Genomic DNA, 14,991 nt, shown 5'->3' on the forward strand with positions numbered 1-14,991 from the left:
CGCAGGGTAAGGACTGGACCGCCGATCATACAGTGTCGAAGGTTGGGGCTAGCCCCGGGGCGCGCGCAGGCGCAGTTCCGGCGGGTTGCCAGGGCGCATAATCGGCAAAATCACATCGGGAGCGAACATGCGCGTACGGTTTTGCGGCGCCAACGGCGAGGTCACGGGTTCGAGCCATCTCGTCGCGATCGACGACAAACTCGTGCTGCTCGACTGCGGCATGATCCAGGGCGACGAGGAAACCGAAGCGCGCAACGCCGATCCGTTTCCGTTCGATCCCGCGCGCATCGACGCGCTGGTGCTCAGCCACGCGCATATCGACCACGTCGGCCGCGTGCCGTTGCTCGTCAAGCGCGGTTTCACGGGCCCGATCTGGGCGCAGGCCGCGACCGCCGATCTCACGCGCATCATGCTCGAGGATTCCGCCTCGATCGCCGAGAGCGACACGCTGCGCGAGAACCGCCGGCGTGCGCAGCAGGGGCAGAAGCCGCTCGATCCGCTGTACACGCGCGAAGACGCGAAGGCCGCGCTGCGCAACGTGCGGCGACTCGACTACGGCGAGGCGAAGGAAATTCTGCCCGGCATCCACGTGCGCCTGCGCGACGCCGGCCACATCCTCGGCTCGGCCGCGGTGGAATTGTGGACCGACGGCGAGGCGCCGCGCCGGCTCGTGTTCTCGGGCGACATCGGCCCGAAGGGCACGCCGATCCTGCGCGATCCCGAGCCGATCGCCGACGCCGACATCGTGCTGATGGAATCGACCTACGGCAACCGCCTGCACCGCTCGCGCGGCGACACGGTCGACGAGCTGGGCCGCGTGTTCGGCGAGGCGTACCGGTCGGGCGGCAACATCGTGATTCCGGCGTTCGCGGTGGGTCGCACGCAGGAACTCCTGTACTGGATGGCCGAGAACTACGAGGACTGGGGCGTCGATCGTTTCCGCATCTATCTCGACAGCCCGATGGCCGGCAAGGTGCTGTCGGTCTATGAAAAACACGACGATATTTTCGACGACGAAGCCAGGCGATTGTGGGCGAGCCGGCACCAGCCGCTGCGGCTGCCGAATCTGCGCGTGACCGAGTCGGTCGACGAATCGCAGGCGCTCAACCGCGAAGAAGGCGGCGCGGTGATCATCGCGGGTTCCGGCATGTGCAACGGCGGACGCATCCGCCATCACCTGCGCCACAACCTCGGCCGCGAGAACGCGCATATCGTGTTCGCCGGCTACCAGGCGCACGGCACGCTCGGGCGGCTCCTCGTCGACGGCGTGCACGACGTGCGGCTGTTCGGCGAACGCATCGAGGTGCGCGCGCAGCGGCACACGATCGGCGGCCTGTCGGCGCATGCCGACCAGGCCGGACTGATGGAATGGTACGGACATTTCACGAGCCGTCCGCCGGTATACCTCGTGCACGGCGAAGACGAGGCGCGCCGCGCGCTCGCCGGCAAATTGCGCGAGAAGTACGGCGCCCGAGCCGAACTCAGTCGTCCCGGCGGCATCGTCGAGGTCTGATCCGTCGCGCGCGGCGTGATCGTTTCCGCCGCGCGATCGCGCTTCTCCCGTCAGGGGCCGCAGCGATGCGGCAGGCGGGCGCGCGCCTGTCGAATCGTGCCGCGGCACGGCATGGACGGCATCGCCGGCCGGGAGTAAGGTTTCCAGCATGCGCTGCGGTACGGCGGGGGTCGGCTGCAGCGCGGGGAGTCCTTGAACGACAAGGTGTCGCTGCATGACGAACCGGACCGCAGAGCGGTCCGGCGGGCGCCGGTGGTCGTCCCGATCGCCGGCGAGGGGCTGGCGTGGTTCCGCCGCTGCGCGGAGCAGGGGGGTTACCGTGAAAAATCGTTCGGGTGCCGTTCGTCGCGGGCTGGGCCTGCTGTCGTTCGCCGGCGTGCTGCTGATCGGGGGAGTTTCGCAGGCGCGTACCGTTCCGGCCGCGAAAGCCGAGCCGGTGCCGACGCTGCTGTCGATCGACGCGCCGCGCAACGGCAAGGATCCGGCGCCGCCGGTCGAATCGCTGCCGCGCTCGCCGTCGAACCCGACGGCGCAAAGCCCCGTTGTACGACCGTCGTTCAATATCGATCCGTCGCTCAACGCCGAGGTCGAGCCGAACGGCACGCCGGCCACCGCGACACCGCTGCCGCTGACGAACGGCGCGACACATATCGTCGGCAACATCTATCCGAACGGCGATCTCGACTTCTACAGCTTCACCGCCGCCGCGGGCGACCGCGTCTAGGCGGCGCTGCAGACTTCGGCGTCGGGCAGCGCGTCGAACGACAGCGTGCTCGAACTGTACGCGAGCGACGGCACGACGATTCTCGAAGGCGACGAGGACGACGGCTCGTTCGGCACGCTGTCGTCGTCGATCGCCGGCACGACGCTTGCGACGGCCGGCACGTACTACCTGCGCGTCAAGCACAATTCGGCGACGGCGCAGCTGCGGCCGTATCACCTGTACTTCCAGTTGCGCAGCGGCACGCCGACGCCCGAAACCGAACCGAACGACACGGCGCCGGGCCAGGCGCTGCCGGTCGGCGGCTGGGTCGACGGCAGCGTTGCGAGCGCAACCGACGTCGACTTCTATTCGATCACGCTCAACGCCGGCGACACGGTGTTCCTGAGTCTCGACCAGGATCCCGAGCGCAACGGCGATTCGAACCTGCGCCTGGGCCTGGGCGTGTTCGACACGCTGGTGCTGCTCGTCAACGACAGCGGCGCCGGCTTCGCGCCGTATACCGCGCCGGACTCCGAAGCGTATTTCATGACCGTCAAGGACGCCGGCACGTATTCGATCTACGTCGATACGTCCGCCGCGGCGACGTTCGGCACGTATCACCTCTCCGCTACCGTGTTCCCGCGCGTGACGACCGGCGTCAACTGCACCACCTACACGTCGACGAACGTGCCGGTCGCGGTGCCCGATGTCGGTTCGGTCACGTCGACGCTGACCGTGCCCGGCAACCCGCGCATCGCCGACATCAACGTCGCGATCCAGGGCAACCACACGTTCATGGCCGACTACGACGTGCACCTGATTTCGCCGGCGGGCAACGACGTGGGCCTGTTCACCGACGTGTTCAACCAGACGACCGGGGGCCGGTCGCTGCTCGATATCGTGATCGACGACGAAGCGGCGATTCCGCCCGCCTTCCAGGTGTCGGCCGGCATGCGCGTGCAGCCCGAATTCAACTACCGTCTCGCCTGGTTCGACGGTGAGAACGCCGGCGGCACGTGGACGCTGCAGGTGCGCGACGACGTCGCGGTGGACACCGGCAGCATCACCGGCTGGAGCATCGAGATCTGCGAGGCGCCGCCGCCGCCGGCGTGCGCGCCGGGCTTCGTGCCGCAGACGGTGTACTCGACCGATTTCGAATCGGGCGCCGCGGGTTTCACGCACAGCGGCACGGCCGACGAATGGGAGCTCGGCCTGCCGGCGACCGTCGCGACCGCGACGGCGAATCCCGTCGCCGCGTTCAACACCTGCGCGAGCGGCACGAACTGCTGGAAGACCGATCTCGACAACACCTACAACGCGTCGAGCAGCCAGGATCTGTTGTCGGCACCGATCAACCTCGCGGGGCTGTCGCCGCCGGTCGTCGTGAGCTGGGCGCATCGGTACCAGATGGATACGGCGACCAACGACCATTACAACGTGTCGATCCAGCAGGTCGGCCTGCCGGCCACGGCGATCCGCCTGTTCGAGCACCTCGACGCGGTGATGACCGACGCCGTCGGCAATCCGGTCGTGCAGGTGCCGGCCAGCGCCGGCTGGGGGGTAGTGGACAAGCGCGCCGACACGATGGCAGGAAACAATGTGGAATTGTTGTTCCACCTCGACAGCGGCACCGGCGCGACGAACTTCGGCGGCGCGGCGATTGACGATGTGACGGTTACCGCGTGCCGCGCGGCGACGGCAGACCTCTCGATCACGAAGACCGACGGCGTGACGACCGCGACGCCGGGCGGCAGCGTGACCTACACGATCACGGCGTCGAACGCCGGCACCGACGCGGTGACCGGCGCAACGGTCGCCGATTCGTTCCCGGCCTCGCTCACGTGCACCTGGACGTGCGTCGGCGCGGGCGGCGGCACGTGCACGGCGGCGGGCTCGGGCAACATCAACGACGCGACGAACCTGCCGGTCGGCGGCAGCGTCACGTATACGGCCACCTGCGCCGTCAACGCGAGCGCGACCGGCACGCTGTCGAACACCGCGACGGTGTCGTCGGCGATCAGCGATCCGAATCCGGCGAACAACTCGGCGACCGATACCGACACGCTGACGCCGAACGCCGACCTCGCGATCACGAAGACCGACGGCGTGACGACCGCGACGCCCGGCGGCAGCGTGACCTACACGATCACCGCGTCGAACGCCGGCCCGAGCAACGCGCCGGGTTCGACGATCGCCGATACGTTCCCCGCGTCGCTCACGTGCACCTGGACGTGCGTCGGCGCCGGCGGCGGCACGTGCACGGCCGCGGGCAGCGGCAATATCGGCGACACGGCGAATCTGCCGGCGGGCGGCAGCGTCACGTATACCGTGTCGTGCGCTGTCAGCGCGGCCGCGAGCGGCACGCTCTCCAACACCGCGACCGTCGCGGCGCCGGCCGGCGTCACCGATCCGAATCCGGCGAACAACTCGGCGACCGACACCGACACGGTGACGCCGAGCGCCGATCTTTCCATCACGAAGACCGACGGCGTCGCGAGCGTGACGGCGGGCGGTTCGACGACGTACACGATCGTCGCGGCGAACGCGGGACCGAGCAACGCGACCGGCGCAACGGTCGCCGATACGTTCCCGGCGTCGCTCACGTGCGCGTGGACGTGCGTGGGCGCCGGCGGCGGCACCTGCACGGCATCCGGCAGCGGCAATATCGGCGACACCGTGAACCTGCCGGCCGGCGGCTCGACGACGTATACCGCGACCTGCGCGGTGGCGCTCGCGGCGACCGGCACGCTTTCCAATACCGCGACCGTCGCGGCGCCGGCCGGCGTGACCGATCCGAACCCGGCGAACAACGCGGCGACCGACACCGACACGATCAACGCGGCCGGCGCGAACGTCGCCGGCACGAAGACCGTCGCCGGCACGTTCACGCCGGGCGCGTCGGTCACGTACACGGTGACGCTGACGAACAGCGGCGGGCCGCAGGGCGACAACCCGGGCAACGAGTTCACCGACGTGCTGCCGGCGAGCCTCACGCTGGTGTCGGCCTCCGCGTCGAGCGGCACTGCGGTGGCGAGCGTCGGTACGAATACGGTGACGTGGAACGGCCCGATCCCGATCGCCGGCAGTGTCACGATCACGATCAACGCGACGATCTCGCCGTCGGCCACCGGCACGATTGCCAACCAGGGTTCGATCTCGTACGACGGCGATGGCAACGGCACGAACGACGCGACGCGCACGACCGACGATCCCGCCGTGGGCGGCGCGGCCGATCCGACGCAGTTCACGGTCGGCGGCGCGGTGTCCGACCTGTCGATCACGAAGACCGACGGCGTGGCGAGCGCGACGCCGGGCGGCTCGACGACTTACACGATCGTGGCGTCGAACGCGGGGCCGAGCAACGCGACCGGCGCGACGGTGACCGACACCTTCCCGGCCGCGCTCACGTGCACGTGGACGTGCGCCGGCGCCGGCGGCGGCACGTGCGCGGCGTCGGGCAGCGGCAACATCGGCGACACGGTGAACATCCCGGACGGCGGCAGCGTCACCTACACGGCGACGTGCGCGATCGGCGCGTCGGCGAGCGGCAGCCTCGCGAATACCGCGAGCGTTGCGGTGCCCGTCGGCACGAACGATCCGGATCCCGCGAACAACAGCGCGACCGACACCGACACGCTCGCCGCGAGCGCCGACATCGCCGTCACCAAGACGAACGGCGGTACGACGTCGACCGCGGGCGGCACGACGGCGTACACGGTCGTCGTCTCGAACGCGGGTCCCAGCGACGCCGCCGGCGTGACCGTGAACGACACGCTGCCGGCCGCGCTCACCTGCACGTGGACGTGTGCCGGCACCGCCGGCGGTACATGCACGGCGTCCGGTTCGGGCAGCATCGCCGACACGGCGAACCTGCCGGGCGGCGCGAGCGTGACGTATGCGCTGGCGTGCAGCATCAGCGCTTCGGCGACGGGCAGCCTCGTCAACACCGCGAGCGCCGCGGCGCCGGCCGGCACGGCCGATCCGACGCCGGGCAACGACAGCGCGACCGACACCGACGCGCTCGGCGCGAGCGCCGACCTTGCGGTCACGAAGACGGACGGCGTCACGACGGTGCTGGCCGGCGGCGTGCTGACGTACACGATCGCGGCGACGAACGCGACGGGTCCGAGCGCGGCGATCGGCGCGACGGTCAACGACACGCTGCCCGCCGAATGCGCGGCCCCGACATGGGCGTGCGCGGCGACCGGCGGCGCGGTCTGTCCGGCATCCGGCAGCGGCTCGATCGCGGCGAGCGTCGACCTGCCGGCCGGCGGCGCGGCGACGTTCACCGTGACGTGCCCCGTCTCGGTCGCCGCGGCGATCGGCACGGTGATCACGAACACCGCGACGATCGCGGCGCCGGCCGGTCTCACCGACCCGACGCCGGGCAACGACAGCGCGACCGACACGACCACGGTCGCGGCGCGCGAGATCGCCGTGCCGGTGCCGGCGCTCGGCATCTGGGCGCTGCTGCTCGCCGCGCTCGGCCTCGTCGCGCTCGCGCGGCGCGGTGTGCGGCGGACCGACTGACGTCGCGCGCGGCGGCGGGCCTGCCCGCCGCCGCGCGATCCGTCGAGGAAACGGCGCGGGTTTCAACACCCGCGCCGGCGACGGCGCGAAGCGTCATTTGGCCCGCGCGCGGCCGTTCGCTAGATTCGGGGCATGTCCCGCCTTCTCGTCTTCCAGCACGTCGCCGCCGAACCGCTCGGCACGCTCGACCGCCTGATCCGGCGGCGCGGCCATCGCATCAAGTTCGTCAACTTCGAGCGCCATCCCGACGCCGAGCCTTGCCTCGACCGCTATCGCGGCCTCGTCGTGCTCGGCGGTCCGATGAACGTCGACGAGCAGGATCGCAGGCCGCACCTGACGACCGAACTGCGCGCGATCGAAACCGCGCTACGCCAGGACAAGCCGGTGCTCGGCATCTGCCTCGGCGCGCAGTTGCTCGCGCACGTGCTCGGCGCGCCGGTCACGCGCCACCGCCAGCCGGAGATCGGCTGGTACGACGTCGCCGCGACCGACGCTGGCAGGGGCGACCCGGTGCTCGGCGCGATCGGCGCGGCGCGGCCGATCTTTCAATGGCACAGCTACACGTTCGAGCTGCCGCGCGACGCGCAGCACCTCGCGCGCAGCGGCACCTGCGAGAACCAGGCGTTCCGCTACGGCCGCGCGGCCTACGGCTTCCAGTTTCATCTCGAGGCCGACCGCGCGCTGATCGAACGCTGGCTCGGCATCGAGCGCTACCGCGACGAACTCGCCGCGGCGAACCTGCCGCAGGACGCGCAGACGATCCGCGAACGCACCGCGCTCGAGATCGACGCCATGCAGGCGACGGCCGAAGCCGTGTTCAATCCGTTTCTCGATCTCGTCGGCCGTCCGGCCCGCCGCATCACGCTCGGTTCGCGTTGATCGCCCGTCGGCGTTTACTTCCCCGTTCGGCATCCGTACGGTGCCGTTCGTGTACCTTGCAACGAATCCACGTTGCGGTGGACCGTCAGGGAGGAACCGATGAGCCGTACCCCGTTGATGCGCGTGCTGCGGCGCGCGTTTTCCGTTGCGCGCGCGTCGCAGACCGGCGCCGTGCCGCTCGACGAAACCATCGCGCGCGCGTTCGAAGCGCGCGCCGACGCCTCTCGCCGGCGCTTCCTGCGCCAGGGCGCGACGGCCGCGGCGGCGCTGACGCTCGCGTCGTGCCGCCATATCCCGTTGTATACGCCGCCGACGGAGGAAGACGTCGTCGTGGTCGGCGGCGGCATCGCCGGCCTCACGGCCGCGTGGCGCCTGCGGCAGGCCGGCGTCGGCGCGACCGTGTACGAGGCGCAGAACCGCATCGGCGGTCGCATCCTGAGCCTCGCGGGCCATTTCGCCGACGGCCAGGTGTGCGAACTCGGCGGCGAACTGATCGACACCGGCCACGCGCGCATGCGCGCGCTCGCCGACGAGTTCGGCCTGCCGCTCGACGATCTGGCGGGCACCGAGACGCCGGGTCACGACGACACGTGGTACTTCGGCGGCGCGCACCGCAGCGAGCACGAGATCATCGCCGCATTCGCGCCGATCGCGCAGGCGCTCGCGCGCGACCAGGCGATCCTCGGCGACGTCGACATCACGTACCGCACCCCGGGCGACGCCGCCGCGTTCGACCGCCTGTCGATCGCGCAGTGGTTCGACGCGAACGGCGTGTCGGGCTGGATGCGCACCCTGCTCGACGTCGCGTACACGACCGAGATGGGCCTCGAGTGCGACGAGCAGTCGGCGCTCAACCTTCTGACGTTCATCGACGCCGGCACCGACGCGTTCCGCATCTTCGGCGAGAGCGACGAGCGCTATCACGTGCGTGGCGGCAACGACCGCATTCCCACGGCGATCGCCAAGCACCTGTCCGGCGCGATCGAAACCGGCGCGGCGCTCGAGGCGATCGCACAGGACAGCAGCGGCGGCTATCGCCTGACGTTCCGCCGCGGTTCGTCGAGCGTCGACGTGCGCGCGAAGCAGGTGGTGCTGGCGATTCCGTTGACCACCTTGCGGCAGGTGCAGCTGTCGGTCGAACTGCCGCCGGTGGAACAGCGCGCGCTGGCGCAGCTGCGCTACGGCACTAACGCGAAGCTCATGATCGGCGTGAACGAGCGCGTGTGGCGCACGCGCGCGCGCGGCAACGGCAGTCTGATGTGCGATCTCGCGCCGCAGACGACGTGGGAAACGAGCCGCCAGCAGGCCGGCAGCGCCGGTATCCTGACCAACTTCACGGGCGGCCGGCACGGCCTGGCGATTGGCGAGGGCACGCCGAAGCAGCAGGCCGACCGCGCGGTGGCCGAACTCGATCGCGTGTTTCCGGGGCTCGCGTCGGCGCGCGCGGGCGCGCGCGAGGCGCGCTTCCACTGGCCGACGCATCCGTGGGCGCGGGGCAGCTATCTGTGCTTCGCGCCGGGACAGTGGACGACGCTGCGCGGCGCGTTCGGCGAGCCGGCCGGCAATCTTTTCTTCGCCGGCGAACACTGCTCGCTCGACAACCAGGGCTTCATGGAAGGCGGCGTCGAGTCGGGCGAGGCGGCGGCGCAGCAGGTACTCGCGGCGCGCGGCGTCGCGAAGACGGCCGGGCTAGCGCACGTCGCGCAGCGCGTCGTCGGGTAGCGCGTACGACGACGCGAGCAGGTCGCCGTCGAACACGATTTCGGGATACGCGACGCCGTGCAGCGCGTGCACGGCGAAGATTTCCTGCACGCCGCCGGTGAACTTCACGAACGCGAGCGTCGCGCCGGTGCCGGTGTGCACGGCCCATACGCCGGACAGCCGCTCGGCGTTGTCCTGCGTGATCGGAATATCGGTGAACGCGTTCGTCTCGCGCAGCTGCGACAGGCCGATCAGCGCGACGGGACCGGCGAAGTCGAGCCCGCGCGCGAAGCCCGGCACGCGCGCGACGTCGGTCTTCGCGCCGGTGGCCGGGTCGATCGTCACGAGCGCGCCGCGGCCCGATTCGAGCAGCCACAGGCGGCCGTCGTGCCAGCGCGGCGAATGCGGCATCGACAGACCGCGCGCGAGTATTTCGGACGTTTTTACGTCCATCACGACGCCGCCGTCGCGCTTGTTCTCGCGCCAGCCCTGCGGCGTCGCCGTCGCGCCGAGCGCGGTGACGTAGCGCGGTTCGCCGTCGCGCATGCCCAGGCCGTTCAAGTGACAGCGATCCTCCGCCGCGTAGCCCGGTACGAACGGCGGGCGCCAGCGCGGCACGAAGCTCGACGCTTCGTCGAGCGTGCACAGGCACGAGAACAGCGTGTTGACGAACCACAGCTTGCCGGCGCCGTCGAACGCCATTTCGTGGATGTCGATCGCGCCGGTGACGTGGCGCCGGCGCATCAGATACACCGCGTCGTGGCGCGGTGGATCGGCGAGCCGCCGCGCTGCCGCCGGCATATTGTAAAACTCCACTATTTCCGACGCCGCGCCGAGCGCGAGCCGGTTGCGGTCGGCGGCAAGGCCCATCGGCCGCGCGAACGTGCGGTAGTGCGTATTGAGCACGCCGCCGTCGGGGCGCAGCACGACGAGCTTGCCGGCCTGGTAGGTCGTGACGAGCACGCTCGCGCGCAGCTCCGACAGCAGCGCGGGAAAGTTCGCGGTGTGGACGCTCGCGAGCGTGTCGTCGTTCGTCATCGGTCAGTTCTGCGTCTCGAACCCGCTCGTGAAGATCGTATCGGGCGTCGGCTGCGCCTCGTACGCGCCGATGTCGGCCGCCGCGCCCGAAACGCGCACCCAGAACGCGCCGCGCTGATCGTACGCGAGCCCGCCCGCGCTGCCCGCGTCGATCGCCGGGCTCGTCGCGGCGAGCGCGTGCGTCTTCGTCGGGCCGCCGTTGTCGGCGAGCGGCGCGAGTTGCGGATCGGCCGTCAGCGTGTCGCCCGGCAGGTCGGCCGGCGAATTCGCGTTCGGGATCAGGTTCTTCGAGCCGGTGACGATCTTCGGGAACGACCACAGGTTCGTCGCGGTGCCGTTCGTCGAGTTGTTCGCGACGATCGTCGAGTCGAGCCGGATGCCGTACGTGTACTCGGTGCCGCTGATGCCGGCGCCGCGGCGCGTGGCGGTGTTGAACGCGATCGTGGAATTGGCGAACTCGAAGTTGCCGCCGTCGGCCATGATGCCGCCGCCTTCGCGCGCGGTATTGCCCGAGATCGTCGAGTTGATCACGCGCGTGGGCTGCGGCGCGTATTCGCCGAACAGGATGTTGATGCCGCCGCCGTCGGCGCCCGACGTGTTGCCGGTGATGGACGAATCCACGAGCTGCACCGACGTGCCGAAGCCGAGGATGCCGCCGCCGGCTTCGTCGATGCCCGCGTCGTTCGCGCCGACGTTGTTCTCGATGCGCGTGCGCGCGATCGAAAGCACGCTGCGATCCGGGCCGATCATTCCGCCGCCGGCCGAGTCGGCATGATTGCCGCTGATCGTGCTGTCCGTGATTTCCGCCGTGACGGATTCGCCGCCGGTGAAGAAGCGAAAGCCGCCCGCGCCGCCGTAGTGATTCGTCGACGTGACGGTGTTGTCGGCGACCGTGACGCGCGAGAGCCGCGCGTCGCCGATGACGATGCCGCCGCCGCCCTGCGGCGCGCACACGCCGCACTCGGAAATGTTGGTGTTGCCGCTGACGGTCGACGCGACGAGGTCGAGCGAGGCCACCGGCGAGCCCTGTTCGCGCGAGCCGACCGACAGACCGCCGCCGAACACCTCGTAGCTGTCCGACTTCGCCGTGTTGCCGGTGATCGTGGCGTTGCGCAGCGTCGTCGGGCCGTGCGCGTGGATGCCGCCGCCCTGCGCGACGTTGCCGAACTGCGCGGCCGGTTCGGCCAGATGCGTGTGCGCGGTGTTGCCGGTGACGACGACGTCGGCGCCGTCGAGATTGCCGCCGACGAAGATGCCGCCGCCGAAGACGCGGCCGGTGCCGTCGACGCGGCTGCCGGTGATGCGCACGTTCGCGAGCGTCGCGTTGCCCATCGCCGCGACCGCGCCGCCGCGCGCGCCGTCGACGGCGTTGCCGCCGGCAGCGCAGGCGTCGAGCGCCACGTTGGTCAGCGACAGGTCGGCCTGGCTCACGACGCAGCCGCCGACGTCGCCGGCGCGCCCGTTCGACAGCGCGAGGTTTTCGAGCGTCAGCCGGCCCGAGCCCGCATGCGAGAACACGCGGTCGGCGCCGCTGCCGGCGATCGAGAAGTTCTGTGCCGCGCCCGCGCGGACCGTCAGGTCGGCGATGCCGTTCGTCTGCAGCGCGCTCGCGAGCGAAATCGCGTTGCAGGAAAGGCCGGAAAGATCGATGACGTCGCTGCTGCCGGCCGCCGCGACCGAGGCGCGCAGGCTGCCGGCGCCCGAGTCGTCGCAGTTGACGACGGCCGGTGCCGCGAGCGCGAGCGCGGTCGGTGCGAGCAGCGCGACGGCGAGGCACGCGGCGAGCGGACGCCGTGCATGACGGCGGGAGCGGGGGAGGCGGGTGTTCGACATCATGGACTCCGAGACAAGGTGATGCGCATGGCGACGCGGTGCCGCCCGGCGATCCGAGCATCGCGGCGTTCGTTCCGGGCAGCCATGCCGGCGCTGTTCCGTTTCCGTTCCGCGGCCGTTCGGCCGCCGTTCGGCCGCCGCTCGGCGGCGTCGCCGCGCGGTTGCGGCCTCAACGCGCGTTAGCAGCCTCAACGCGCGTTCGCCGCCGCGCCGGCGAGGCCGGGCGGCTGCGCGTCGGGCACGGGCCGCTCGCCCGCGAGCTGCCGCACGCGCGCGAGCGCCGACGCGGCGGCGTCGGCGCGGCCCAGCGCGCGATACAGGCGCCACTGCGCGAGCGCGCTGTCGTAGTCCCGATCGGCGTAGCGCGCGATCAGCCCGACGACGACCGCGGCGCGGTCGAGCCGGCCCGCGTCGATCAGGAATCCGGCGTACGACGTCGCGACGAGCGCCTGCGTGTCGGCACGGCCCTGCGCGCCGGCGAGCGTCAGCGCCGATTCGTAGGCGGCCGTCGCGGCGTCGGTATCGCGGTCGGCGGCGGCCTGCTCGGCCTGCGCCACGCCGGCGGCGACGCCGACCGCCGGCTGCACGCTGCCGCGCGCCCATCCGGCCAGGAGCTGCGTCTGCGCGCGCGCCTGGTCGTCGTGCGCGAGCCGGCGCAGCGCGCGCACGGCCGTCAGCGACGCGATCGCCCGCGCGCTCGCGAGTTCCGGCGATGTCAGCGCCGCGCTCGCGCGCTGCGCGAGCAGCACGGCGTTCGCGTCGTGGCCGGCCTCGTAGTCGAGCCGCGCGAGCGCCGCGCGGGCCAGGGCCGCTTCGACCGAGTCGTCGGCGGCGCCCGCGCTGCCGACGACCTCGTCGTACAGCCCGCGCGACTCGCCGAGCCGGCCGTTGTCCGCGAGCGCCGACGCGCGCGCGATCGTGTAGCGCGCGCGCAGCGCCGGGTCGCTGATGCGGTGGCGTTCCGACCAGCCGAGTTCCGCCGTCTTGAGCGCCTCGAGCGGATCGAGCAGTGCCAGATGCGCCTCGACCTCGTTGATCAGCGACACGACGAATTCGGTGAACATGCCGAAGCGCTGGAACTGCCGGCCCGCGCGTTCGAAGCCGGGCAGCGCCTCGGCCGGCCGGCCCGAACTCATTTCGACGACGCTCTCGTTGCCGTCGACGATCGCGAGCAGCAGCGGATCGCCGGCCGCGCCGAGCACGACGCGCGCACGCGAGAAATCGGCGAGCGCGGGCTCGCGGCGCACTTCGCGCGCATGGATCACGCCGCGGTGGTGATACGCGCGGCCGAGCGCGATCGGTTCGTTGCGCGACTGCAGAAGGTCGATGGCCTCGTCGCACGCGCGCATCGCCGCGTCCATGTGCGCCGTGCGCGACTCGACGACGCACAGCGCCTCGAGCGCGCGGCCGCGCACGACCGGGTCGGTTTCGGCCGGCACGTCGGCGAGGATGGCCGCGATGTGTTCGCGCGCGGCGTCGAAGCTGCCGGCGCGCAGGTCGACCTGCACTTCGCGCAGTCGCAGCTCCGGTGCGTTTTTCAACGCGGCCGGCGCGTTCGCGACGAGCGCGCGCGCTTCGTCCATGCGATCGGACAGGCGCGCCGCGTCGACGCGTTGCACGAGTTCGGCCAGTGTCGGCGCCACCGGCGGCGCGGCCGCCGCGGAACGCCGGCCGAACAGTTCGAGCAGGCGCTCGGCGACCTCGTTCGCTGCCGCGATCGCGTTGTCGGCCTCGGCCTGCACCGCGCGGCGCGTACCGTCGGCGTCGACGAGTTCGGCACGCGCGATCCACTGCGTGCCGCGCCGCGCGAGCGCGGGCTGCACGAGATGCCGCACGTCGACCGCCCGGCGCACGGCCGCGAGTGCCGCTTCGGGCGTGGTGCCTTCGGGCGCGAGCCGCACGATGCTGTCGCTCGCGACCACGGGCAGGCCGGCGGCGCGCAGCCGCGTCGCGACGAGATCCATGAAGCCGAGCCGTAGCCACGCGTCGCCGGGCTCGGCCGCGATTTCGGCGGGCAGCACGGCGCTCGCGTCGGGCGGCGCCGCATGCGTGTCGACGACGAGCGTGCGGTCGGCGCTCGTCGGTGCCGGCGGGCGCCAGAAGAACGCCGCGGCGATCGCGGCGAGCACGACTGCGGTCAGCGCGATCCAGGGTGTGCGCGACTTCGCTCGCGTCGAGGATCGCGGCGTTTCGTCCGTCGGCCGTGCCGTGACCGGCGGCGGCGTGCCAGACGGCTCCGTATCGATTGCGTCGACGGTGACTTGTGCCACCCAGTGATAGCCGAATCGCGGCACCGTGCGCAGAAACGCCTGCTCCTGCGCGTCGTCGCCGACCGCGCGCCGCGCCGCGAGCACGGCCTTGCCGAGCATCGTGTCGCTGACGCTCGCCTTGCCCCATACGGCCGAGACGAGTTCGTCGCGACCGACGGCGCGGTCGCGGTGTTCGACGAGATACGCGATGCAATCGAACACGGTGGGTGCGAGTTCGACGCGCGCGCCGCCACGCCGCAGTTCGCGCGCGGCGACATCGAGCGTGCAGTCGCCGAAGCGGAAGCGTTGCCTGACCATACGCAGAGGTTAGCTGCGCACGCGGCCGGCGCAAAGCCAAAGTCCGTCAATTCGACCAACGGACACCTTTTCCATGCGAGCGCCGTTCGCGGCGGGCGTGCGCAGGCGACGGGGCGCGGCGGTCGCGCGTGCCGCTGCCGCTCGTCGTCGTATGCGGCGAGGTGGCGCTGCGGTTTCTGCGTACGCGCCGGGGGGCGAAGGCGAAACGCGGGGGTTCGTATCGGGGG

General features: G+C 71.4%; 8 protein-coding genes. 5 read left to right on the top strand and 3 right to left on the bottom strand.

The window, feature by feature from the left end; all coding sequences use genetic code 11:
• Positions 1–127 precede the first annotated feature (127 nt).
• From OD750_RS02635 to OD750_RS02655, 5 genes are all read left to right on the top strand, one after another.
• The gene (locus OD750_RS02635; protein ID WP_263545859.1) at positions 128–1,513 is read left to right on the top strand and encodes an MBL fold metallo-hydrolase RNA specificity domain-containing protein; all 1,386 of its coding nucleotides are present in this window, start codon (positions 128–130) and stop codon (positions 1,511–1,513) included.
• 319 nt (positions 1,514–1,832) lie between these two features.
• A complete protein-coding gene (locus OD750_RS02640; RefSeq protein ID WP_263545860.1) occupies positions 1,833–2,237 on the top strand; it encodes a hypothetical protein in 405 nt (134 codons plus the stop codon).
• 45 nt (positions 2,238–2,282) lie between these two features.
• The gene (locus OD750_RS02645) at positions 2,283–6,746 is read left to right on the top strand and encodes a beta strand repeat-containing protein (RefSeq protein ID WP_263545861.1); all 4,464 of its coding nucleotides are present in this window, start codon (positions 2,283–2,285) and stop codon (positions 6,744–6,746) included.
• Positions 6,747–6,878: 132 nt separating this feature from the next.
• Positions 6,879–7,625, top strand: coding sequence for a type 1 glutamine amidotransferase (locus tag OD750_RS02650; protein ID WP_263545862.1), 747 nt, complete (start codon positions 6,879–6,881; stop codon positions 7,623–7,625).
• 99 nt (positions 7,626–7,724) lie between these two features.
• Positions 7,725–9,347, top strand: a complete 1,623-nt coding sequence (locus tag OD750_RS02655; RefSeq protein WP_263545863.1) for a flavin monoamine oxidase family protein — start codon at positions 7,725–7,727, stop codon at positions 9,345–9,347.
• On the opposite strand, the gene OD750_RS02660 is transcribed toward OD750_RS02655, so the two are convergent.
• The 3 genes from OD750_RS02660 to OD750_RS02670 form a co-directional block, all read right to left on the bottom strand.
• On the bottom strand, positions 9,315–10,364 hold the full coding sequence (locus tag OD750_RS02660) for a TIGR03032 family protein (protein WP_263545864.1): 1,050 nt from the start codon (positions 10,362–10,364) through the stop codon (positions 9,315–9,317). The genes OD750_RS02655 and OD750_RS02660 overlap by 33 nt on opposite strands.
• A 3-nt stretch (positions 10,365–10,367) precedes the next feature.
• Entirely contained in the window at positions 10,368–12,197 is a 1,830-nt protein-coding gene (locus OD750_RS02665) for a choice-of-anchor Q domain-containing protein (RefSeq protein ID WP_263545865.1), read from the bottom strand.
• A gap of 188 nt (positions 12,198–12,385) precedes the next feature.
• Positions 12,386–14,764 carry a winged helix-turn-helix domain-containing protein gene (locus OD750_RS02670; RefSeq protein ID WP_263545866.1) on the bottom strand — a complete coding sequence of 793 codons (2,379 nt, stop codon included), beginning with the start codon at positions 14,762–14,764 and terminating at the stop codon, positions 12,386–12,388.
• Positions 14,765–14,991: the final 227 nt, after the last annotated feature.

This window comes from Tahibacter soli (assembly GCF_025717065.2).
Taxonomy (GTDB): Bacteria; Pseudomonadota; Gammaproteobacteria; order Xanthomonadales; family Rhodanobacteraceae; genus Tahibacter; species Tahibacter soli.